The organism is Weizmannia sp. FSL K6-3076, assembly GCF_038007245.1.
Taxonomy (GTDB): Bacteria; Bacillota; Bacilli; order Bacillales; family Bacillaceae_C; genus Weizmannia; species Weizmannia faecalis.
Map to the genome: position 1 here is coordinate 883,438 of NZ_JBBOWU010000001.1, position 23,545 is coordinate 906,982.

Sequence of the window (23,545 nt, forward strand, 5' to 3'; positions counted from 1 at the left end):
CAAAAAACCAGTCCCAATCCTATAAGAAAAGAAAATCGGACAGCAAGGAGGGAGCAGGATGGGGGTTCACCAATATTTTAAAAGTTTGTCTGACCTGGAAAAAATTTACCGTTGCCCGGGCAAATTTAAATTTCAAGAACATTCGGTGGCAGCCCATTCTTTTAAAGTGGCAAAAATCGCCCAGTTTTTCGGCCATGTGGAAGAGAAAGCCGGCAATAAAGTGAACTGGCGCGCGCTCTACCAAAAGGCGCTGAATCATGATTATCCGGAACTGTTTACAGGCGACATCAAAACGCCGGTCAAATATTCTTCAAAAGAGCTGCATGAGTTGTTCAAACAAGTCGAGGAAGAAATGACGAAAAACTTTATCAACGGCGTGTTTCCGGAAGAATACCGGGATATTTATTTTGACTTGTTCAAAGAAGGCAAAGACGATACGTTAGAAGGAAAAATATTATCCGTTTCCGACAAAGTCGATCTTTTGTATGAATCTTTCGGGGAAATCCAAAAAGGCAATCCGGAGCCGCTGTTTCTGGAAATTTACGAGGAATCGCTGCGGACCATTTTGCGGTTTTCGGGGCTTGCATCCGTCCAATACTTTTTAACGTCCATTTTGCCTGATCTGCTCGCAGAACGTTTTATCGAACGGAGCCAGTTGCGCGGCATTACAGATGAAATCATTGAAAATGAATTCAAAAGATAATTCATTTTCAATGATTTTTCTTGTATTTTCGGGTGGAATGTTAAAAAATAGGGATAGCAGAAGTAAGGGCTTGGAGTGGGGTGAGGATGATCGTTCAATTGGTGGTAGCCGCTGTTTTTCCATGCTTTCTCGTCATCTTTTTTTCGCGGGTTACGTTTAACCAGGTGATTGGGCTGATCCTTACGGTTGCGCTCATTGTCGCTTCCGTTTATAAAGGCTATACGCGCACGTGGCCGGTGTATATCGTGGATGCAGCTTCATTGACAATCGGGTTTTATTTTGCTAATACAATGATACGGAAGGCAAAGATGAAAAAAGGAATGAAAAAATGAAGACGGAGGCGCCCATGACCGGATTCAAAATGAACCCTGCAGAAAAGCAGCCTGTTCTGCGGGAAATACAGCAATTTGTCTGGGAACAGACAGGTGAAGAAATCGGCGTGATTGCCGCACAGGCGTATTTTGATTTTTTTCAGGAAAAGCTTGCGGCACACTACTATAATAAGGGAATTGAGGATGCGAAGAAAATATGGGAAGGGCAAAATGCACGTCTTGAAGAAGAATGGTACGCCCTGGAAATCCCGGTGAAATAACGGCCATCCGTTCCTAAAAGCGGTAGGGAAAATCCTTACCGTTCTTTCTTATGAAAAAGATAGAAAACTTGTTCGCTTTTTGTTGGAGACAGGGCAGGATTTATGTTAAAATAAAAAGACTGAAAGACGAAGAACGCCTTTTAAGGTTGAAATAGATGATGCCGGTTAAGGAGGCTCATGGATGGAACAGCATGCTTTTGAACTTGTTTCGAAATACAAGCCGGAGGGGGACCAGCCGGAAGCGATCCGCCAGCTTGTGGACGGCATCCGTGCAGGCAAAAAGATTCAGACACTGCTCGGGGCGACCGGAACGGGAAAAACGTTTACGGTTTCGAATGTGATTAAAGAAGTGAATAAGCCGACGCTTGTCATTGCCCACAACAAAACGCTGGCCGGGCAATTGTACAGCGAGTTTAAGGAGTTTTTCCCGAACAATGCAGTAGAGTATTTCGTCAGTTATTACGATTATTACCAGCCTGAAGCGTACGTGCCGCAAACCGATACGTATATTGAAAAAGATGCAAGCATTAATGATGAAATTGACAAACTGCGGCACTCGGCAACGTCTGCCCTGTTTGAGCGCAATGATGTCATTATTATTGCGAGCGTCTCCTGTATTTACGGCTTAGGTTCGCCGGAAGAATACCGCGAGCTTGTCGTCTCGCTCCGGACCGGGATGGAAATTGAGCGGAACCAGCTGCTGCGGCGGCTTGTTGATATTCAGTATGCCCGCAATGATATTGACTTCCAGCGCGGGACGTTCCGCGTGCGCGGCGATGTCGTCGAAATTTTCCCGGCTTCGCGCGATGAACACTGCATTCGTGTCGAGTTTTTCGGTGACGAAATTGACCGGATCCGCGAAGTCGACGCGCTGACCGGCGAGATTATCGGTGACCGCGACCATGTGGCGATTTTCCCGGCTTCCCACTTCGTTACGCGCAATGAGAAACTGCAGATTGCGATCCGGAATATTGAAGCGGAACTTGAAGAACGGCTGAAAGAGCTCCGCGATAACGGTAAACTGCTCGAAGCGCAACGGCTCGAACAGCGAACGCGCTATGATCTGGAAATGATGCGGGAAATGGGCTTTTGTTCCGGGATTGAAAACTATTCCCGCCATTTGGCGCTGCGCCCGCCCGGTTCGACGCCGTATACGCTTCTCGACTATTTCCCGAAAGATTTTCTGCTCGTCATTGACGAGTCCCATGTTACGCTCCCGCAAATAAGGGGAATGTTTAATGGGGACCAGGCGCGCAAGCAGGTGCTCGTCGACCACGGGTTCCGGCTGCCGTCTGCGCTTGACAACCGACCGCTCCGGTTTGAAGAATTTGAAAAACATATTTCGCAAATGATTTGCGTATCCGCTACACCGGGGCCGTATGAACTTGAGCATACGCCGAAAATGGTGGAACAAATTATCCGCCCGACCGGCCTTTTGGATCCGGAAATTGATGTGCGGCCGATCGAAGGGCAAATCGACGACCTACTCGGGGAAATTCAGGACAGGATTGAAAAAAATGAGCGCGTGCTTGTCACGACACTGACGAAAAAAATGGCGGAAGATTTAACGGACTACTTGAAAGAAGTGGGCATTAAAGTCCAGTATCTCCACTCCGAAGTAAAAACGCTCGAACGGATTGAAATTATCCGCGATCTCCGTCTCGGCAAATATGATTGTATCGTCGGCATCAACCTGCTCCGGGAAGGGCTGGACATCCCGGAAGTGTCGCTTGTTGCTATTCTTGATGCCGATAAGGAAGGCTTCCTGCGTTCCGAACGGTCACTGATCCAGACGATCGGCCGCGCCGCTCGGAATGCAAACGGCAAAGTGATCATGTACGCTGATAGAATCACGGATTCGATGGAAAAAGCGATCAGCGAAACGAAACGGCGCCGTGCCGTCCAGGAAGCCTATAACAAAAAACATGGCATCACGCCGAAAACGATCCAGAAAGATATTCGCGATACAATCCACGCGACCTATGCGGCGGAAGATGCAACGCCGTATGAAGCGGAAGAAACGAAAAAGCCGCTGACGAAAGAAGAACGCATACGGATGATTGCAGAACTGGAAGAAAAGATGAAAGAAGCGGCAAAAGCGCTTGACTTCGAGCAAGCCGCCCGGTACCGTGATGCCCTTTTAGAACTGAAAGCAGGTGACGACCACAATGGTATTAGATAAAATTGAAGTAAAAGGGGCCCGTGTCCATAATTTAAAAAATATTGATGTAACCTTGCCGCGGGACCAGCTTGTTGTGCTGACGGGATTGTCCGGGTCCGGAAAATCTTCGCTCGCATTTGATACGATTTATGCGGAAGGGCAGCGGCGCTATGTTGAATCGCTGTCCGCCTATGCCCGGCAATTTTTAGGGCAGATGGACAAGCCGGATGTGGATGCGATTGAAGGCCTTTCCCCGGCAATCTCCATCGACCAGAAGACAACGAGCCGCAATCCGCGTTCCACCGTCGGGACGGTAACAGAAATTTATGATTATTTGCGGCTTCTGTATGCTCGCGTTGGCCACCCGATCTGCCCGAACCATGGCATTGAAATTGCTTCGCAGACGGTCGAACAAATGGTGGACCGGATCATGGCATGTCCGGAACGGACACGGCTCCAGGTGCTTGCCCCGGTGGTATCGGGTAAAAAAGGCCGGCATGTGAAACTGCTGGATGATATTAAGAAACAGGGTTTCGTCCGCGTCCGCATTGACGGGGAAATGCTCGACCTCGGCGAAGAAATCGAGCTGGACAAAAACAAAAAACATTCCATTGATATCGTTGTTGACCGTATTGTCGTAAAAGACGGAATTGAGCCCCGCCTGGCCGATTCGCTTGAAACAGCGCTGAAATTGGCGGACGGGCGTGTGGTAATTGATGTGATCGGAGAAGAGGAACTGCTGTTCAGCGAGCATCTTGCCTGCCCGATTTGCGGCTTTTCGATCGACAAACTGGAACCGCGCATGTTTTCGTTCAACAGCCCGTTCGGCGCCTGCCCGGAATGTGACGGGCTCGGGGCAAAGCTTGAAGTGGATCCAAGCCTTGTCATTCCGGACGCCTCGCTTACGCTCAATGAAGGCGCGATCGCCCCGTGGGAACCGATCAGCTCACAATATTATCCGCAGCTCTTAAAAGCGGTGTGCGAGCATTTTGGCATTGACATGGACACGCCTGTAAAAGATTTGCCAAAGCATCAGATGGAGATCATTTTATACGGATCCGGCAACGAACGGATTTATTTCCATTATGAAAATGATTTCGGCCAGGTGCGCGACAATATGATTCAATTTGAAGGCGTACTGAACAATATCGAACGCCGTTACCGCGAAACCAGTTCCGATTTTACGCGCGAGCAGATGGAAAAATATATGGCCCAGCAGCCATGCCCGAAATGCAAAGGCTACCGCCTGAAACCGGAAAGCCTTGCTGTGAAAGTGGGCGGTAAACATATCAGTGAAGTGACGGATTACTCGATCGCGGAAGCCCGCACCTTTTTTGCCAATCTTGAATTGACGGAAAAAGAGCAGGCGATCGCCCGGCTGATCCTGCGCGAAATCGAATCCCGGCTCGGTTTTCTCGTTAATGTCGGCCTTGATTATTTGACGCTGAGCCGTTCTGCCGGTACGCTTTCCGGCGGCGAAGCCCAGCGTATCCGGCTTGCGACGCAGATCGGGTCGCGGCTTACAGGCGTTTTATACATTCTCGATGAACCGTCGATCGGCCTCCATCAGCGCGACAATGACCGCCTGATTGCAACGCTCAGGCAAATGGCTGATATCGGCAATACGCTTATTGTTGTCGAACACGACGAAGATACCATGCTTGCCGCAGACTATTTAATTGACATCGGCCCGGGGGCAGGCGTCCATGGCGGAAAGGTTGTTGCGGCCGGCACGCCGCGCGAAGTCATGAAAAATCCGGATTCACTCACCGGCCAGTATTTATCCGGAAAGAAATTCATCCCGCTTCCTCTTGAACGGCGGAAAGGGGACGGCCGTTTTATTGAAATCAGAGGCGCAAAAGAAAATAATTTAAAAAACATCAATGTAAAATTCCCGCTCGGCCTGTTTATTGCCGTAACCGGTGTCTCCGGTTCCGGAAAGAGCACGCTTGTCAATGAAATTTTGCATAAGGCGCTTGCCCAAAAATTGCAGCGGGCAAAAGCAAAACCGGGCGCTTACAAAGAAATCAGGGGCATTGAGCATCTCGACAAAGTCATTGACATCGACCAGTCCCCGATCGGCAGGACGCCGCGGTCCAACCCGGCGACCTATACCGGCGTGTTCGATGATATCCGCGACGTGTTTGCTTCCACGAACGAAGCAAAAATCCGCGGTTATAAAAAAGGGCGGTTCAGTTTTAACGTCAAAGGCGGCCGCTGTGAAGCCTGCCACGGCGACGGGATTATCAAAATTGAAATGCACTTTTTGCCGGATGTGTACGTACCGTGTGAAGTATGCCACGGCAAACGGTACAACCGCGAAACGCTCGAAGTTCAATACAAAGGCAAAAATATTGCAGATGTACTCGATATGACGGTGGAAGATGCGATTTCCTTTTTCGAAAACATTCCGAAAATCAGGCGGAAACTGCAGACCATTGCGGATGTTGGCCTTGGGTATGTTAAGCTCGGGCAGCCGGCAACGACCTTGTCCGGCGGCGAAGCGCAGCGCGTGAAACTCGCATCCGAACTGCACCGGCGTTCGACCGGCCGTTCTTTCTATATTTTGGATGAACCGACAACCGGCCTTCACGTCCATGATATTGCCAAACTGCTTGATGTGCTGCAGCGGCTGGTGGAAAACGGCGATACGGTGCTTGTGATCGAGCATAACCTCGATGTCATCAAAACCGCCGACTATATCATTGACCTCGGACCGGAAGGCGGAGATGGCGGCGGAACCGTTGTTGCTACCGGTACGCCGGAAAAAGTTGCGGAACACCCAACCTCCTACACCGGAAAATATTTGAAACCGGTGTTGGAACGCGACCGGGAAAGAATGGAAAAAGAAATAGAAAACCTGGCGCGCTGAGGCATGCTTTTTGTTTTTTCATAAGTGCGACTCTGGCTGTGTTCGCGCCTAAAGTCCCGGACGCCCGCGTTTCTCTACCTCCTGCCCTGCCGGATGAATAACTGAATGCGGGATGTACGGTGTCTTTTGGCCATTTTTTCTATTACGTGGAAAACCGGCGTGCTCACTGTATGGCGTTCCTCCCCGCTTGTGGGAGGGACCCTCGTACATAGGGGAAAACCCGGCGCCCGCTTCTTGAAGAAGTATTTGAATTCTGCTTGAAATAGACATATAATGAGTAAAGATTAGGGAAAAATAATGAAAAGTGTCGCATTGTGCAGGAATGTTGCCTATTACATTTAGCAGGGAGAGAACTGTATGAAAAAAGTAATCACATACGGAACATTTGACCTTCTCCATTGGGGGCATATCAATTTACTGAAACGCGCAAGAGCATTAGGCGACTATTTAATCGTCGGCCTTTCATCGGATGAATTTAACGAAATCAAAAATAAAAAATCGTACCATAGCTATGAAAACCGGAAATTAATTTTGGAAGCGATCCGTTACGTTGACCAGGTCATACCGGAACATTCGTGGGAACAAAAAATAGACGATATTAAAAAATACAATGTCGATGTTTTCGTGATGGGCGATGACTGGAAAGGCAAATTTGATTTTCTGAAGGATTATTGTGAAGTGGTTTACCTGCCACGGACGGTTGGCATCTCTACGTCAAAAATTAAGAAGGACCTCTTCTCTGTGAAAAATGGTTAGGGAACTGTTCATTTCCTTATACTTCCTGCTTTTTCGCGTGCTTTTTACATTGTGTAAAATTTTTCCTTTGAAAAGGAAAATCACATTTGTCGTTTCATTTGAGCAGAACAGTTTATATGTGTATGAGGAATTGAAAAAGCATCCCGATCCTTTTCAGGTAGTGTTCGTTTGTACTTCTTCCTGCTATCGCCGTGTTGCGGAAACCGTCCGGCAAGAGAAGGTATTTCTGTTTGAAATGAAAAATTTGCAGCATTTTATCCGCAGCATATACAACATTGCGACATCGAAATTTGTGATTGTTGATAATTATTATGGTTTCCTGGCTGCCGCCCGGTTTAAAAAAGGGGTGGAGTGCATCCAGCTCTGGCATGCAGCAGGGGCTGTTAAAACGTTTGGCCTTGAAGACAAAACGATCCGCACGAGGGGCAAGCGTGCATTGAAGCGGTTTAAAAAAGTGTATGCCCATTTTGACCGGGTAGTGGTGGGGTCTGAAAAAATGAAGCATATTTTTATGAGGGCTTTCGGGCTTCCTCCTGAAAATTTTCTTTGCACAGGCATACCACGGACCGATCTTTTTTTTGACCAAAACAGGATTCGGGACATAAAGAGGGAGCTGTACAAACGGTATCCTGCCTTTCAAAAGAAAAAAGTGATCTTGTATGCTCCGACTTTCAGGGACCAGCATCCGGATCATTTTGAAGCGCCGCTTGATTGGGGCCGGCTTTATGATGCATTGAAGGATGAGTATATTTTCGCTGTGAAATTTCATCCGGCTGTAAACAAAGGGGCAGGGCTGCTGCAGTATCCTGATTTTGTAGTGGACTGCCCGCATGATATGAATATCAACGAATTATTGGTGGTAACGGATTACTTGATCACGGATTATTCTTCTGTTCCTTTTGAGTTTTCCCTATTAGGCCGCCCGATGATCTTTTATCCGTATGATCTGGAAAGCTATCAGGCCACACGGGGGTTGTGGGAACCGTATGACCGGCTTGTCCCCGGGCCGATTGCGTGTACGACGGCAGAAATTATTGGTTTGATTAAAAATGGTTCTTTTGATGCGGGAAGTATTGAAGCATTTTCAAGAACCTGGAATACATACTCTGCCGGCCACTCCAGCCGCGATCTGGTACAGTATTTGCGTGAACAGGACGAAAAAAAGGGAAGAATGTATGGGTGAGTTTGCAGGAAAATGGAATTCCGGGACAGATTCCGGTATTGCAAGAAAAAACCGCATCAATGGGAAATCTGTTTAATTTTACTGTGTTTTAGCCGTTTAAGTGCTTTCAATCGTGTCTTGATGTGAGGATGCATTTGTATGAAAAAAATCTTGAAAAGCATAGCACAGCAAATTTATTTTTTGGCTATGCTTTTGATCGGGAAATTGCCCGCCAAAAAGAACGTGATTATGTTTGAGAGCTTTCAGGGCAAGCAGTACAGCGATAATCCGCGGGCGATATATGAATATATCAAAGCGCATTACCCGGGCTATACTTGTTACTGGAGCGCGCACAAAAACTTCTTACATAACTTTCAAAATAAAGACGTCCGCTATATTAAAAGGCTGTCTCCTTACTGGGTATATATGATGGCCAGGGCTCGTTACTGGGTGACCAACAGCCGGATGCCTTTATGGATTCCGAAGCCGAAACATACCGTGTATCTTCAAACATGGCACGGGACGCCTTTGAAAAAACTTGCAAATGATATGGAAGAAGTGCATATTCCGGGAACTACGGCTGAACAGTATAAAAAAGATTTTTTGAAAGAGGCGGGGAAGTGGGATTTCTTAATTTCGCCCAATGCCTATTCAACAGCCATTTTCCGGAGCGCTTTTCAATTCCGCCAGGCGATACTTGAAACCGGGTATCCGCGTAATGATATTTTAGCCGCCCAAAACAACCGTGCATCTATTAAGTCATTAAAAAGCAAACTGGGGCTTCCGGCTGATAAGAAAGTGATTCTTTATGCCCCTACCTGGCGGGATAACCAAATTCATGAAACCGGGAAGTACCGGTTTGAATTAAAACTTGATTTAGATCAGTTGCAGCATCATCTGAGCCATGATTATATCTTAATTTTACGGATGCATTATTTGGTTGCGGAACAATTGGATTTAGCACCTTATCAAGGTTTTGCCTATGATTTTTCCAATTATGAAGATATCGCGCAGCTTTATTTAATTTCTGATTTGCTGATCACGGATTATTCATCCGTATTTTTTGATTATGCCATTTTAAAACGGCCGATGCTTTTCTTCGTATACGATATTGAAGAATACCGAGACCATTTGCGCGGTTTTTATTTTGATTTTGAAAAAGAGGCACCGGGCCCGCTTGTTACAACGACCGCACAGGTGATTGATGAAGTGAAGAAGATGGATGCCGCGGGATATAAACTGCCGGATTCATTTGATGCTTTTTATCAGAAATTCTGTTATTTAGAATGTGGAGAATCAGCACGGCGCGTTGTTGAAAGGGTATTTGCAGAAAGGAAAGAGTTATGAAATCTGCCATTACTGTCTTAAAAGAGCAATTCAACAGTTTTTATTTAATTATCCGCCTTTCCTTATATGAGGTAAGGAGTGAAAACAGGAATAATTATTTGGGCATCCTTTGGGAAGTCATAAATCCGATGATCCAGCTTGCGATTTACTGGTTTGTTTTCGGTTTTGGTTTAAGAGGCGGGCATCCGCGGCCGGGTTATATTCCATGGCTGTTTGCAGGGTCGTCTATTTGGTTTTTTATCAGCCCGGCTGTTTTGCAAGGATCCCGTTCCATTTATTCCCGGATCCGAATGGTTGCAAAAATGAATTTTCCATTAAGCGCCATTCCGAGTTATGTCATTATGTCAAAATTTTATCAGCACTTGCTGCTGCTTGCGATTGTGATCATTATCCTTCAATTTCAAGGTTATCCGGTTTCCGTCTATTACCTTGAGCTGCCATATTATTTGGTTTGCACGTTTGTATTTACATTTTCTTTATCTTTGATTACATCTACGCTGGCAACGATTGTACGGGACGTGCAAAACATTGTGCAGGCGATTATGCGGATGATGATTTATATTTTGCCTGTTCTTTGGGATCCATCTGCAAGATTGCATGGCCCGATTGAATTGATTTTAAAGTTAAATCCGTACTACTACATTGTTGAAGGGTACCGCTCTGCATTGCTTGGAAATATGGGATGGTATCTTGTTGAACATTTACATTACACGATTTATTTCTGGGCTGTAACCCTCATCGTCTTTATGATTGGTTCGGCGCTGCATATCAAATTTAGAAATAGTTTTGTCGATTTCTTATAAGGGTTTTCCCGAAAGATGGCCATTTCCGGCCGTGATCAGATTTTTAGAGCTGACTCGAAATGGCCCGGATGACGAAAAACAGGTATGAAAAAAAGCACTTCCTATTAATAGGGAGTGCTTTTTTTCATCTTATTCATGCAAGCATCTGTAGAATGTTTCCATGGCGGCTTTGTTATACGCCTGATAATGAAACTTTTCAAATTCCGGATGCTGGTGGGTGATCATGGCTTCCAATCCTGATTTTAACCCGTTAATGCTGTCTTCCACAAGCAGCCCGTATTTGCCGTCTTCGAGGACGGTACGATTTGCGACAATATCTGTTGCCACGATTTTCATGCCGAGCGTTAACGCCTCGAGCAGTACCATCGGCTGGCCCTCATAATGCGATGACAGGACAAAACAATCGCATTTTTTCATAAAAGGAAAAGGATTATCAAGCTGGCCCATTAGGAAAACAGAATCGCTTACGCCAAGCTCCAGAATCAGCGCCTGCAACTCGGCTTTTAAAGGGCCCTGCCCGAGAATATAGAGTTTACTTTTCGGATGGTTTTTATGAAAATCGGCAAACGCCGAAATTAAATTGGCCTGCGCTTTTTCCGGAGAAAGCCTGCCCATGTTGACAAAATTGTAATGGCTGCTGTCCGGTTCCGGGACATACTGGCCATTTACTTCGTATCCGTAAGCACGCTCTACAAAGACGTTCCGCATGTTGATCCAGCCAATTTCAGGCCCGTCCGCCTGCAGGATACGGCCATAAGTCCCGGATGGGGTGGTAACTTCCCTGTCTATTGTAAAGGTTGCATCACCTTTCAGCATATCGGGAAGCCCTGCCTTTTCCGCGCCTTCCATTCCATATGGCTTGGACCAGATTACCGCATTTTTCTCATCCGGCAATATCCTCGCGATTTTTAAAACTTCAATGTCAGAGACGACAGTTGAGCGTTTCAATGGGCTTAATGCGCTTGTATGAATCCAGCCGATTTTATTGTTTTTTAAATAAATGAGAGCGTAAACGCCCTGTTTTGTTTTTGCTAATTTCTTTACAGTGACAATGGCATCTTTATAGTTCAAAGCTTCTTCTACCATCTTGGCCTTATGATTTGGATACGGCTTGTTCCATATTGGTTCATTTACTGAACCTGCCACTTTATAATATTTAGGCTTGCGGAGGTCAACAAGCCTGCGTGTTCGGCCGTCAAGATGGTTTAAAAATTCTCTTTTACTGTAATTTAACGTTTGAATCAGCTTTCGTAAAACAAATATCTTGAGCTTGCTGAAAATTCCCGTATTGGGTTCAATCGTACAGCTGCTGTAAAATCCAAGCGCTCTTTTGTCAATCCAGCCAATGGCTTCTTTCTTTACAGAGAACCGGTAATAAGTTGAATGCTGTGTTTGTACTGCCTGATCAACAGCTACAATACAGTTTTTAAAGTCGGAACTCAAAGAGATCTTTCTTGTTCCAGGCAGTTTAAAAGGTTTGCTCCATATAGCATTTCCTCTTGTTTTAACAATCTTTGCCAGCTTATCTACCTTTTCCGATGTGACAACACTATCCGGAAGAAGGGCAACTGCTTTTTCATGAATCCAGCCGATTTCTTTGCCTTCGTAATGGAAACGGTAATATAATGCGTGTTTTACTGTTGATTTGGCTGTAATCAAAACCTCGGCATTCGCCATCTCATTGGACAAAGATACTTGTGTTGCGCCTTCAATGGAAGGGAGCACCCGCCAAACCGGATAATCATTTACATTACTGAGGAGCGCCCGTGCCTTAAACTTGGTAATTTTAGGCTCATCCGATTTTTCTTCTTCTGCATAAAGAATTCTGTCCGGATTAATGGAATTCAGGACGTAATCAAATTGATCATCATTTGCATACCGGCTTAAATTTTTCCGGTTGACTTCCATTGTTCCTTTGGAGACGCTGACCAGCTTATCAAATCTGTAGTACAGCGTGAACAAGCCTCTCAGGTTGATTCTGTGCGGGTGTTTCCCGTTGATTTCACGTTCACTGTCTGAAAGCAGGTCGTTATGCATAAAGCAAATTTTTCTTTTCGCATCTGCAACGACCAGATACTTTGCCCAATAGTAACTGTATCCACTGAAATCGATAATATAATCAAAATGACTGTTGCCAAACAATCTCGTATGTTCCCTGACATAAGCACGCTCTGGAAAAATCTTTTTCCCAAGATTCCCTTGTATGCCCCGGTTATGCGTAAATTTATCCCGGTATACTTCAAACACGCGGTAAAGCGGTACGCCAGGTTTAAAGATCATGCGCACATTTTTATTGATTTTGTAAATATTATTCAGGACTTCTTTCGATCTTGGTGCGCCGGTAAAACAGCTGACATCGTATTTTTCAAAATCAATGTTGTTCATTAAATTCAGGAAAGAGGAGGTAATCCCGTTATTTCGCATCCCCCCCGGATAAATCAGTATCCGTTCCTTTTTAACCGGCACTGCATTGACAATATGAAGGGGCAAAGAAGCTTGGTCGAAAATATACTGTACAATTCTTTCCGTCACTTTTCCGTCTTCATGGTTGGTAAAACGGCTGCGGAGGTTTTGGTAATTTGAAGCATATTTTTGCGATACCGTTTCAATGTTGTGAATGGCTTCAATCAATTGCTCTACGCTAAACAAGAGCGGGCCGGGCAAATCTTCATTTTTGAGATATTGTCCTCTTTCCTCGCTGTATACATCATAATCCCATGTATAAAATAATATTGGTTTTCCTGTGACCAGGTAATCGAAAAAGATGCTGGAGTAATCCGTAATTAAAAGATCCGTTGCAGCAAGCAGTTCATTCGTGTCCATATAGTCAGGAACAAGCCGGCTTTGCAATTCAGGATATTTGGCTGCCTGCGGGTATAAAAACGGATGGACTTTTACGAAAACGTTGTATTCATTTCCGGCCTCTTTTTCGACTCTGTCCATGTCAGAGATGATTTGCATTACATCATTATTGGCCTTTGAAACACTTTTTCCTTTCCAAGTCGGCGCGTAAAGGAGGTTCTTTTTATTGAAATCAACGGTTAATCCGGCGTCTTTTAACGCTTTTTTTACGGTATTCGGATTTGTATGGAAGGTTAAATCAATCCTCGGATACCCTTCTTCGATAATTTTTCCGTCATACAGCCCTTCAAGCTTATAACTGTCCAGATACATTTTGGTCGTATGTTCATTCGGGCTCAGCAAATAGTCGGCACTCAGGAAATTTCTTAACACGTTTTGCGACTGGGCCGGATTGCCCGGAATGTCAAAGCCCATGCTTTTCAATGGCGTGCCGTGCCACGTATTGATATAAACCTGGCCTTTTTTCGGAGCGTAAAAAGATTGGAATGTGGAATTATTAATTAAATACGCACATGAGGCCAATTCCTTTAAATATTCCCTGGAATTACGCTGTACAAATTTAACGTTTGGATATTTTTTGTATTTGTCTATAACCGGCTGGAGCGATTGAAAATCCTGGATTGACCAAATATGGTTGTAATGTTGATAAGCGGGATTGTCAACCATATATTTAAAAATCGCATAAGGGCTGTCTGTCATACTTTTTCCGTCGCGGCTTTCGTAAAGAATGGTGTTTGGTTTTATCCGCAACTGGTCATAAAATTTTGCATATTGATTGGCACGCTGATGGTTATCTTTAATGAGATACTGTATAATCGGCGCACCGATAAATTTCAATCTTCTTTTTAATACCTTTTTATTCAACTGACGGTGTCTCCTTTCAAAAGAGATCTCTATATTGGTAATGATTTACAAGTTTTTTCTGTCATGATCCATCATATTATTTCCTTATCGATAAAAATTGATATGAATTTTGTCAAAAAAGGAATCATATTGTAGGGAGGTTTCCCTAACAAATCTTATCGAAAAAAAGTATATTTGTCTATATGATGGCAGCAAAGGAATCCGGTTTCAGGTTTTTAAAATGAATGATGGAATAATTGAAACTTAATATGCTGTTAAACGTAAGAGAAGTAACGAGCAGAAAAAGGAGGCCATCCCCCATGGAAAACAAACGAAAACGGATTTTGGATATGGTGAAGGACGGGAAATTGTCGACGGATGAGGCACTGACGCTGTTGGAGGCGTTGGACAGGGAAGAGGCGGGACAAATTGCTGCGAAAGAGGATCCGGCAGAAAACGGGGAACAGGCTACAAACGGCGGCAGCGGCGAGGCTGGTAGTACCACCGGACAGAAAAAGTTCCGCGACGCAGACCGGAATTTTAATGAAACGAAAGAAAAGTTGTTTGATCTTGTCGGCGGCGCGCTGAAAAAAATAAAGGACTTTGATCTCCAGCTGGGCCAGTCTGCCGAAGTTTCCCATGTTTTCCAGCAAAGCCTGCCGGAAACCGATACGATTGAATTGGACATCGCAAACGGGCATTTAACGTTTAAACAATGGGATCAGGAAGATGTGCGGATAGAATGCCAAGCAAAAGTGTACCGCACCAATGACAGGGAAGATGCCCGCAGTTTTCTGCTGAACAATAGCACGTTTTCGGTGGAGGGCGGCAGGCTTGTGTTTTCTACGCAATCCAAATGGATGAAAGTGGATACAGCCGTTTATGTTCCGGCGTCCCGCTACCGGAAAATCACGTTGAGCACTTTCAATGGAAACGTCCAGGTGAAAGACATTCAGGCAGACCAGTTAAAAGTGAAAACACTCCACGGAAAAGTACTTGTGGAACATGCCGATTTGGAAACGGCGGAAGTCGAAACGGGAAACGGCACCGTTGATTTTGACGGAAATACAATCGGGCAGGTTGAAGTACAGACGATGAACGGGGACATCCGGTGGAACGGAGCGTGCAGGCGGTCAGACTTTGAAGCATTTAACGGCAATATTACGGTAAAAATGGCTCCGGGCGCCGATTCATTGCACAGCAAGACCGTCTCCGGAAACATTGAAATGACCATCCCGGAAAACATCTCCGTACACGGGGAAGGAAAAAGCAACTTCGGCAACTTTGCGATTGACCTTCAAGGCATGGAAAAATATGAAGAACGAAAAGAAATGATTCAGAAAGTGGCGCGGTTCAGCAGAAAAGGCACCACCGAGCCCGCATTATATATTTTTGCCGACGCGAAAACGGGGTCCATCACGATCAACGAACAAACGCCGGATGAAGAAGAAAGCCCGGAAGCATAATCGTATTTTTGCCGGGGGAGCAGAAATTTCGCGAAAAAAAGATGCGTACCTGCTCTGCTGCTGGAATCAACTGCTATGCCGTTATATACTGTAAAAAGAACCACACAGAAAAGGTTTGATGATCATGCGCTGGTTACTTGGAATTTTGATCAATGCGGCGTTGTTTATTGCACTTTCCGGCTATTTTCATGGCTTTTATGTCGAAAATATTGGGGCTGCCGTTATGTCAAGTCTCGTCTTGTCCATTTTAAATATTCTGGTACGGCCGATCCTGATTTTGCTTACGTTGCCGATCACGATTCTCACCTTGGGCATTTTTTTGCTCGTCATTAACGCCATTACGCTTGTGCTGACGGATGAACTGATGGGCGCAAGTTTTGAAATTGACAGCTTCGGCATGGCTTTTTTCGTTGCGATCATCATGGCGGTCGTAAACTTAATTTTACAGGAAACCGTATTCCGAAAATAAGATACGCGGCGGCCTGAAACCGGAGCTTTGAAAAAACGGCGGCGAAAACCCGCCGTTTTTTCATGCCATGGCCCGATGGATATAGGGTAAATCATTTTCAGGCAGCCAAGCTATTTTTAAAATGAAAAATGCACCACCCGGCATTTATCTCAAAAGAAGTAACAGGGTGGCGACTTTTCGTTCATTTATAGCGTCGCCCTTTTGGAAAAGGAGGAAAGCAGCGTCCGCTCTGATTTGCCATTAGGCCCTGAACCGCTCTAACGCAGTTTTACACGGCACAGGATGATTTTTGGTTGAAAAGGGTGGAACGGGCCCTTTGGGAAATGATAAAATAATAAGAAGCCTTTGAATCATCAACAAGCCGTTCCGGTGGTTTTCATCCGGACTTAACAGGAGGAATTACAGTGGCAAAGGTGCGCGTAGCAGATATGATTAAACATTTTAATCTGGAATTGATCAGTGGGGAAGAGGGCATCCATCGCCCGATTACCACAAGCGATATTTCAAGACCGGGGCTCGAGATGACGGGATTTTTCGATTATTATCCAGCCGACCGGATCCAGCTGCTCGGGATGACGGAAATCACATTCAGCAAGAGGCTCTCGCCGGAGGAACGGAAAAGCAGGATGGACAACTTATGCAGCGATATTACACCGGGCATCGTGATATCACGAAATTTGGAAGTACCGGATGAGTTAATAGAAGCTTCCGAAGAAAAATCGATCCCTGTGATGCGGACCCCGATGAAAACAACCCGGTTTTCAAGCCGCTTAACCAATTATTTGGAATATAAGCTCGCCCCGGCAACAGCCATCCATGGTGTGCTTGTAGATGTGTACGGGGTCGGCGTTCTGATCACCGGCAAGAGCGGGGTCGGAAAAAGCGAAACAGCGCTTGAACTTGTCAAAAGGGGGCACCGCCTTGTCGCGGATGACTGCGTGGAGATTGTCCAGGAAGAAGAAGGATCTCTGATCGGGCATGCGCCGGAATTGATCGAGCATTTGCTTGAAATCCGCGGCCTTGGCATTATCAATGTTATGACGCTGTTTGGCGCTGGTGCGGTCCGAAGCCATAAAAAAATTACTATGATTGCCAATCTCGAGTTATGGGACGAGCATAAGCAATATGACCGGCTCGGGCTGGATGAGGAAAAAGTCAAAATCCTTGATACCGAAATTACAAAGATGACGGTACCGGTGCGGCCGGGGCGGAACCTCGCCATTATCATCGAAGTGGCGGCGATGAATTACCGTCTGAAAAATATGGGCGTCAATGCGGCGCGGCAATTTACGGCCAAGCTCGCAAACGTCATCGAAGAACACGAGCAGGGAACGGAAGAAGAAAAGAACGAACCGTAAAAATGGCCGGCTGTATTTTAGGCTGGCCTTTACGGCGCGGAAAAGAAGGAGTGGTTGTGAAAAATGGATTCGAATATTACCCCGCTGGATCCGATTGCGTTTCATTTAGGCGGGTTTAGTGTGCACTGGTACGGAATCATTATCGGCTGCGGCATTCTTTTGGGTCTTGCCCTTGCGATGCGGGAAGCTGACCGGCTTTCGGTTGACCAAAATATCATTGCCGATTTATGCATTTGGGCGATTCCGGTTTCCATTATTTGCGCCCGGATTTACTATGTCCTGTTTGAATGGAAGTATTATGCCCAACATACAAGTGAAATCATTAAAATTTGGAATGGCGGCATTGCCATTCACGGCGCGCTGATTGGGGCGGTGGTCACCGCCATTCTTTTTACACGTGCAAAGGGCGTTTCTTTCTGGAAAATTGCGGATATCGTTGCGCCGAGCCTGATTTTAGGGCAGGCGATCGGGCGCTGGGGCAATTTTATGAATCAGGAGGCGCATGGCCGGGCTGTGTCCAGGGCTTTTCTCGAGAACTTGCATCTCCCGGACTGGATCATTAATCAAATGTACATAAACGGCACTTATTACCAGCCAACATTTTTATACGAATCACTTTGGGATCTTGCAGGTTTCATCTTTTTGCTTTTGTTGAGAAGGCGGGCGGCGATGCACAGGGGCGAAATTTTTCTAACCTATCTTATCTGGTACTCGATCGGCCGGTTTTTTATCGAAGGTTTGCGGACGGACAGCCTGATGTTGACTGCGCATATCCGCATGGCGCAAGTTGTATCCTTCATCCTGATTGTTTGCGCGCTTCTTCTCTGGTTTTACCGCAGAAAAACAGGCTTATCGGCCAAACGATACGATGAAGAGTGAAAAAGGCTTAATTTTTCCGGATGGTTCAGCCCGTTTCAGAGAGGCAAACAGGCTTTCCGGCCAAACGGAGCCACGAAAAGAAAGAGGGAAGCAGATTGAAAAACCGGATTACGACATTGCTATTTGACTTTGACGGCACTTTAATTGACACGAACGAATTGATTATCCAGTCCTTTTTGTATACGCTCAATGATTACTATCCGGGTCGTTACAGCCGCGAGGACGTGCTCATTTTTAACGGCCCGCCTTTAATCGACACGTTTCTATCGATCGATCCGGAACGGGCGGAAGAAATGACCGCCAAATATAGGGCGTACAATATTCAGCAGCATGATGCGCTTGTAAAGGAATTTCCGGGCGTATATGACACGATTAAAATGCTCAAGGAACACCGCTTTAAGCTCGGAATTGTTTCAACAAAAATGAAGGACACGATCAAGAAAGGACTGAAACTGGCAAAACTGGACCCGTTTTTTGATGTGATTGTGGCGCTTGATGATGTCAAAAAGGCCAAACCGGATCCGGAGCCTGTTCAAAAAGCGCTCCGCCTTCTCGGTTCAAAGCCGGAAGAAGCGATGATGATCGGCGACAATTACCATGATATCGAAGCGGGGAAAAATGCCGGCACCTTTTCGGCCGGTGTGGCATGGTCGGCAAAAGGGCGCGCTTTTCTCGAGCAATACAACCCGGATTTTATGCTCGAAACGATGACGGATCTTGCTGAAATTGTCGGGGTCCATGTGAAATGAGAAATACAAAGCGGTATCCGGTTAAAGGATCGAATGCCCTTTGGCAAATTTATAAAACCGTTTCATTCTGGAAAGTTTTTAAAAACGTGCTTGTCATTGAAATTGCGCGCTTTCTTCCGTTTTTGCGTCTTAAAAACCAAATGTACCGCATCTTTTTGCACATGAAAGTCGGGGACAGGACGGCTTTTGCCTACAAAGCGCTTGTCGATATTCTGTTCCCGGAGATGATCACAGTCGGCAAAAATTGCGTGATCGGCTATCATACGACCATTCTCGCGCATGAATATTTGATTGATGAATACCGAATCGGTGAAGTTGTGATTGGCGATGATGTGATGATCGGGGCGAACACGACGATCCTTCCAGGTGTAACGATCGGAGACAGGGCGGTGGTGGCCGCCGGTTCTGTCGTCCATAAAGATGTGCCGGCTGGTGCCTTTGCTTGCGGGAATCCGCTTCAAATCAGGCAGAAAAGTAGCGAAAAGAAAGACCCGGAACAAACAAAACGATAAAAAAGGGAAGAATTACTTTATCCCAAAAGGTTAAAGGCTTTCCAATTGTATGTTATACTACAAGAAACGATGAATGTTACTTGTTTGTGAGGGAACAACATGAGCAAAGATTCCAAATTAAGGCAGGAACATGACAATGTGCTGTCTTTTGTACCAACGGGAGAATACTATTTTAATAAAGGTGTCCAGGCTTATGACCGCCATGACATCAAAAAGGCATTGAAATATATGCAGCGCGCTGCCCAGCTTGACCCGTATGATCCGGTCATCGCCTGCCAGCTTGCGATCATTTATACCCATTGTGAAGCGTTTCGGAAGGCGATTGACATTTTTCGCCATATTTTAGCAAAACTCGATCCCGGCATGGTCGAATGCCATTATTTTATTGCCAATAATTATGCGGATCTCGGATTTTTTAACGAAGCTTTATACCATGCGCGAAAATATCTTGAACTGGACCCGTTTGGCGAGTACAGGGAAGAAGCAGAAGAACTCATTTATGTGCTTGATTTGGAAGAAGAGGACGAAACGGGCGCTATTTCGTATGAACAGGACGAACTCATGGCCAGACAAGAGGAAGCAAGGCGGTATCTCGAAGCGGGACATTTCGATACGGCGCTTTCGGAGTTGCATAAACTGATCAAGAAATACCCCGATTTCTGGTCTGCCTACAACAACATGGCGCTTGCGTGTTTTTACCTTGGTCAGACGGAAAAAGCGGTCGAGGTACTGATGGATTTGCTCGAAAAGAACCCTGGCAACCTTCATGCACTTTGCAATTTAGCGGTTTTTTACTACCATAAACGCGATGACGAAAAGCTGGAACAGATTTTACGCGGCCTTGAAAAAGTTCGGCCGGTGTTACTGGACCATCAATATAAACTCGGTGCAACATTTGCAATTGTCGGGCGCTATGAAGAGGCGTACCTTTGGCTGAACCGGTTGAAAAAAGTTGGATTTGACGGGGATGCTTCGTTTTACTACTGGCTTTCGCGGGCGGCCTACCATACGAACCGGCAACAGGCAGCAGAAGCCGCCTGGGAGCAGCTTGTGGAACTGAATCCGGAGAAAAAAGGCTGCGAACCATGGAACCGGGAAATGGAAAAGAAAATGAACGAGAAAAATGTCCAGTTTATTTTGGACAGGTTGAACAGCACGGAGTTGCCCGAGCGGTTCTTCGGAATTTTCATGATCGGATTGTCTTCCAATCGTTCGGATATCGTATCGCATCCGGATTTTAAACCGCTTGACGATTTTACGCTGACCGAAAAAATTTATCTCGCCCATGTGCTGGAGTCGGATATTCGCGAATCGTTTGACCCGGATGAGGTGTTTGTGCGCGGCCACAATATTGCATGTATCCTCCACAGCCATTACGGTCCGATGTTTCCGGGCTATACGAACTTAATGCTCGCCTGGTTTTCGATTTTTTTAACCGGTCTGAAACGCGGGGAACGGTTTCAAAATGAGTCCGGTTTTGCCGCCGCTATCGATTACTTGTGGCATCACCAAAAAGGCGATAAAGTATCCCAACAGGCAATCGCAAGGGAGTACCGGATTTCCGTCTCCACATTAAGGAAATACGCAAACCGGATCAAATCGCTCCTTTAAGCACAAAAATAGACGATAAACCAATATTCCTTTACTATAGAGAATGAAAGAAAACCCCACTGCATAAAAGAGAGTGGGTTTTTTTCAAAAAAATCGTATGGAATTGCATCTTTGTGGAACGATGAAAACAGGCGGCCTGCGGTTTCCCGGCCGCGGCCTTTCAATAAGGAGTGGTACAAACGATGAGTGAAGAACAAATTTATGATGTGATCATTATCGGGGCGGGGCCTGCCGGGATGACAGCTGCCGTTTATGCATCGCGGTCAGACTTGAAAACCTTGATGATCGAGCGTGGCGTTCCAGGAGGCCAGATGGTCAACACGGAAGAAGTGGAAAACTATCCGGGTTATGAATCGATTCTCGGTCCGGAGCTATCAAATAAAATGTTTGAGCATGCCAAAAAGTTCGGTGCCGAGTATGCATACGGCGATATTAAAGGCATTGAGATAGACGGGGATTATAAAATTGTCAAAGCAGGCGCAAAAGCATACAAAGCGCTTGCTGTGATTATCGCAACGGGCGCCCAATATAAGAAACTCGGTGTCAAAGGCGAAAACGAACTGGGCGGCCGCGGCGTTTCTTATTGTGCAGTGTGCGACGGCGCTTTCTTCAAAGGAAAAGATCTCGTTGTCGTTGGCGGCGGTGACTCGGCTGTTGAAGAGGGAAATTACCTGACGCGCTTTGCCAATAAAGTGACGATTGTGCACCGGCGTGATCAGCTGCGGGCGCAAAAAATCCTGCAGGACCGGGCTTTTAAAAATGAAAAAATTGACTTTATCTGGAATCATACGGTGAAAGAAATCCATGAAGAAAACGGAAAAGTCGGCACTGTGACGCTCGTTTCGACTGTGGACGGATCAGAAAAACCATTTAAAACGGACGGCGTTTTCATTTATATTGGCATGGTGCCTTTGACCAAGCCTTTTGAAAACCTGGGCATTACGAATGAAGCCGGTTATATTTTGACGAATGAGGAAATGGAAACGAAAATTCCGGGCATTTTTGCAGCCGGCGATGTCCGTGAAAAAACGCTCCGCCAAATCGTCACGGCAACGGGCGACGGCAGCATTGCCGCACAAAACGCCCAGCATTATGTAGAAGAAGTGAAAGAAGCCATGAAAGCCGGTTGATTGCTGGATAAAAAGGCGTGTATCCCCGGCATTTTGCTAAAAACAGGGAAAACGTCAAGTGGTTTTAACGTGTTTGTAACCCGCATGAAATAAACTTGCGGTATGATGTAAATATAAATTGACCCCCTTTTTTATATGTTTGAACCAAGAACACTTATGGCTCCGGCTATAAGCGGTTCAAGGAACCTATCTCCCAGGCACAGGAAAATCCTGTGCTCTTTTTTTTTTTTGCGCAAAAATTGCGGTGCGGATATTGCGCTGCTTTTTCCGGCTGATAAATGCGCTGGCTCGTTTATACGGGAGATGAAAGACATTTTAAAGGGTGGCGGGCGCCTATTTGTCCTTCACCGGTTTGATGAAAGACAAAACAAAGCGCGACTGCTTGCCATTTGTCCCTCATCGATGCGATGAAAGACAAAACAAGGTATGACGGGTATCGATTTGTCCTTCATCACCCCGATGAAAGACATTTTATAAGATGGCTGCCAGTATTCTGTCCTTCACCGGCATAATGAAAGACAAAACAAAGCGCAGCTGCCAGCCATTTGTCCTTCATCTGCCCGGTGAAAGACAAATCAAAGTTCAGGAGCCACGGACTTGTCCTCACCCATGCGATTTTCACGATTGGGGAAAACTTGACACAAACGGGGCAGGTGCATTCATTGTTCAACCATTTCATTAATAGTATAATAAAAAGGTACATGGTTTTACGCACGGGAAAGGTTTATCCATCGGTTGAATAGATGCGGATTTGTCCGCATCATTCCGGTTCAGATATGAGGTGACTCCTTTGCAAAGAATAACAAATTGTGTATTCATCAAAGACGGACAGGTTTTATTGCTGCAAAAGCCGCGGCGCAACTGGTGGGTTGCACCCGGTGGGAAAATGGAGCAAGGAGAAACGGTCCGTGAAGCTGTCATTCGTGAATACCGTGAAGAAACGGGCATCTATTTAAAACATCCTGATTTAAAAGGCGTTTTCACCATTGTCATCAAAGACGGGGATAAACCCGTGTCTGAATGGATGATGTTTACGTTTGTTGCCACAGACGGCGACGGCAAAAACTTCGAGCAATCTGCTGAAGGAATTTTGCAGTGGCATGCCATTGATGAAATGAAGAACTTGCCGATGGCGGCGGGGGATACCCATATCTTGGAATATATGGTTCACGGAAGCGGCATCATCTACGGCCAGTTTACGTACACGCCCGACTTTGAATTGCTTTCATACAGGCTCGATCCAAGCTGAAACGCCATGCTAAATTTTCCG

At 45.8% G+C, this 23,545-nt stretch carries 18 protein-coding genes and 1 pseudogene; 18 read left to right on the forward strand and 1 reads right to left on the reverse strand.

All coding sequences use genetic code 11. The features are described from left to right. Positions 1-58: 58 nt before the first annotated feature. From NSS95_RS03900 to NSS95_RS03940, 9 genes and pseudogenes are all read left to right on the forward strand, one after another. Complete coding sequence (locus NSS95_RS03900; protein ID WP_071451775.1) at positions 59-703, forward strand: HD domain-containing protein; 645 nt, start codon at positions 59-61, stop codon at positions 701-703. Between the two features lie 86 nt (positions 704-789). Next, positions 790-1,035, forward strand: a complete 246-nt coding sequence (locus tag NSS95_RS03905) for a CsbA family protein (RefSeq protein ID WP_014095840.1) — start codon at positions 790-792, stop codon at positions 1,033-1,035. A gap of 14 nt (positions 1,036-1,049) precedes the next feature. Then, on the forward strand, positions 1,050-1,295 hold the full coding sequence (locus NSS95_RS03910; protein WP_276211044.1) for a DUF2164 domain-containing protein: 246 nt from the start codon (positions 1,050-1,052) through the stop codon (positions 1,293-1,295). Positions 1,296-1,476: 181 nt separating this feature from the next. Then, positions 1,477-3,477, forward strand: a complete 2,001-nt coding sequence (gene uvrB, locus NSS95_RS03915; protein WP_026684185.1) for an excinuclease ABC subunit UvrB — start codon at positions 1,477-1,479, stop codon at positions 3,475-3,477. Beyond that, the gene (gene uvrA, locus NSS95_RS03920) at positions 3,464-6,328 is read left to right on the forward strand and encodes an excinuclease ABC subunit UvrA (protein ID WP_340713800.1); all 2,865 of its coding nucleotides are present in this window, start codon (positions 3,464-3,466) and stop codon (positions 6,326-6,328) included. The genes uvrB and uvrA overlap by 14 nt, the downstream gene beginning before the upstream one ends. Positions 6,329-6,685: 357 nt before the next feature. Then, positions 6,686-7,084 (forward strand): glycerol-3-phosphate cytidylyltransferase, encoded by a 399-nt coding sequence (gene tagD, locus NSS95_RS03925; protein WP_013858674.1) that lies wholly within the window; start codon positions 6,686-6,688, stop codon positions 7,082-7,084. Next, entirely contained in the window at positions 7,077-8,267 is a 1,191-nt protein-coding gene (locus NSS95_RS03930) for a CDP-glycerol glycerophosphotransferase family protein (RefSeq protein ID WP_340713801.1), read from the forward strand. Before tagD ends, NSS95_RS03930 begins: the two co-directional genes overlap by 8 nt. Positions 8,268-8,405: 138 nt before the next feature. After that, positions 8,406-9,593: pseudogene (locus NSS95_RS03935) on the forward strand (CDP-glycerol glycerophosphotransferase family protein); the annotation flags it as partial. Next, the gene (locus NSS95_RS03940; protein ID WP_014095834.1) at positions 9,590-10,396 is read left to right on the forward strand and encodes an ABC transporter permease; all 807 of its coding nucleotides are present in this window, start codon (positions 9,590-9,592) and stop codon (positions 10,394-10,396) included. The pseudogene NSS95_RS03935 and the gene NSS95_RS03940, both read left to right, overlap by 4 nt. Positions 10,397-10,525: 129 nt before the next feature. Here the strand turns inward: NSS95_RS03940 and NSS95_RS03945 are convergent, their stop codons facing one another. Then, entirely contained in the window at positions 10,526-14,122 is a 3,597-nt protein-coding gene (locus NSS95_RS03945; RefSeq protein WP_014095833.1) for a CDP-glycerol glycerophosphotransferase family protein, read from the reverse strand. A 299-nt stretch (positions 14,123-14,421) separates the two neighbouring features. On the opposite strand from NSS95_RS03945, the gene NSS95_RS03950 reads away from it, so the two are divergent. The 9 genes from NSS95_RS03950 to NSS95_RS03990 all read left to right on the forward strand — a co-directional run bounded on the left by NSS95_RS03950 (position 14,422) and on the right by NSS95_RS03990 (position 23,524). Then, on the forward strand, positions 14,422-15,567 hold the full coding sequence (locus tag NSS95_RS03950; RefSeq protein ID WP_035182145.1) for a DUF4097 family beta strand repeat-containing protein: 1,146 nt from the start codon (positions 14,422-14,424) through the stop codon (positions 15,565-15,567). A gap of 124 nt (positions 15,568-15,691) precedes the next feature. Then, positions 15,692-16,036, forward strand: coding sequence for a phage holin family protein (locus tag NSS95_RS03955; RefSeq protein ID WP_035182163.1), 345 nt, complete (start codon positions 15,692-15,694; stop codon positions 16,034-16,036). Between the two features lie 404 nt (positions 16,037-16,440). Continuing rightward, positions 16,441-17,394: an HPr(Ser) kinase/phosphatase gene (hprK, locus tag NSS95_RS03960; protein WP_014095830.1), complete on the forward strand. Its 954-nt coding sequence runs from the start codon at positions 16,441-16,443 to the stop codon at positions 17,392-17,394. A 63-nt stretch (positions 17,395-17,457) separates the two neighbouring features. Then, a complete protein-coding gene (gene lgt / locus NSS95_RS03965) occupies positions 17,458-18,273 on the forward strand; it encodes a prolipoprotein diacylglyceryl transferase (RefSeq protein WP_035182142.1) in 816 nt (271 codons plus the stop codon). A 95-nt stretch (positions 18,274-18,368) separates the two neighbouring features. Then, complete coding sequence (gene ppaX / locus NSS95_RS03970; protein WP_026684194.1) at positions 18,369-19,022, forward strand: pyrophosphatase PpaX; 654 nt, start codon at positions 18,369-18,371, stop codon at positions 19,020-19,022. Continuing rightward, positions 19,019-19,534, forward strand: coding sequence for an acyltransferase (locus NSS95_RS03975; protein ID WP_014095827.1), 516 nt, complete (start codon positions 19,019-19,021; stop codon positions 19,532-19,534). Before ppaX ends, NSS95_RS03975 begins: the two co-directional genes overlap by 4 nt. 99 nt (positions 19,535-19,633) lie before the next feature. Continuing rightward, positions 19,634-21,145 carry a tetratricopeptide repeat protein gene (locus NSS95_RS03980; protein ID WP_014095826.1) on the forward strand — a complete coding sequence of 504 codons (1,512 nt, stop codon included), beginning with the start codon at positions 19,634-19,636 and terminating at the stop codon, positions 21,143-21,145. Positions 21,146-21,327: 182 nt separating this feature from the next. Next, positions 21,328-22,275: a thioredoxin-disulfide reductase gene (trxB, locus tag NSS95_RS03985; protein ID WP_340713802.1), complete on the forward strand. Its 948-nt coding sequence runs from the start codon at positions 21,328-21,330 to the stop codon at positions 22,273-22,275. A gap of 790 nt (positions 22,276-23,065) precedes the next feature. Further along, a complete protein-coding gene (locus NSS95_RS03990) occupies positions 23,066-23,524 on the forward strand; it encodes an NUDIX hydrolase (protein WP_014095823.1) in 459 nt (152 codons plus the stop codon). The last annotated feature ends 21 nt before the right edge of the window (positions 23,525-23,545 follow it).

Excerpts from the sequence above, each read along its gene's own strand:
- NSS95_RS03950 (WP_035182145.1), top strand. The coding sequence starts at position 14,422 with ATGGAAAACAAACGAAAACGGATTTTGGATATGGTGAAGGACGGGAAA.
- uvrB (WP_026684185.1), top strand. The coding sequence starts at position 1,477 with ATGGAACAGCATGCTTTTGAACTTGTTTCGAAATACAAGCCGGAGGGG.
- lgt (WP_035182142.1), top strand. The coding sequence starts at position 17,458 with ATGGATTCGAATATTACCCCGCTGGATCCGATTGCGTTTCATTTAGGC.
- NSS95_RS03900 (WP_071451775.1), top strand. The coding sequence starts at position 59 with ATGGGGGTTCACCAATATTTTAAAAGTTTGTCTGACCTGGAAAAAATT.
- NSS95_RS03940 (WP_014095834.1), top strand. The coding sequence starts at position 9,590 with ATGAAATCTGCCATTACTGTCTTAAAAGAGCAATTCAACAGTTTTTAT.
- tagD (WP_013858674.1), top strand. The coding sequence starts at position 6,686 with ATGAAAAAAGTAATCACATACGGAACATTTGACCTTCTCCATTGGGGG.
- NSS95_RS03980 (WP_014095826.1), top strand. The coding sequence starts at position 19,634 with ATGAGCAAAGATTCCAAATTAAGGCAGGAACATGACAATGTGCTGTCT.
- trxB (WP_340713802.1), top strand. The coding sequence starts at position 21,328 with ATGAGTGAAGAACAAATTTATGATGTGATCATTATCGGGGCGGGGCCT.
- NSS95_RS03975 (WP_014095827.1), top strand. The coding sequence starts at position 19,019 with ATGAGAAATACAAAGCGGTATCCGGTTAAAGGATCGAATGCCCTTTGG.
- NSS95_RS03910 (WP_276211044.1), top strand. The coding sequence starts at position 1,050 with ATGACCGGATTCAAAATGAACCCTGCAGAAAAGCAGCCTGTTCTGCGG.
- uvrA (WP_340713800.1), top strand. The coding sequence starts at position 3,464 with ATGGTATTAGATAAAATTGAAGTAAAAGGGGCCCGTGTCCATAATTTA.
- NSS95_RS03955 (WP_035182163.1), top strand. The coding sequence starts at position 15,692 with ATGCGCTGGTTACTTGGAATTTTGATCAATGCGGCGTTGTTTATTGCA.
- NSS95_RS03930 (WP_340713801.1), top strand. The coding sequence starts at position 7,077 with ATGGTTAGGGAACTGTTCATTTCCTTATACTTCCTGCTTTTTCGCGTG.
- NSS95_RS03905 (WP_014095840.1), top strand. The coding sequence starts at position 790 with ATGATCGTTCAATTGGTGGTAGCCGCTGTTTTTCCATGCTTTCTCGTC.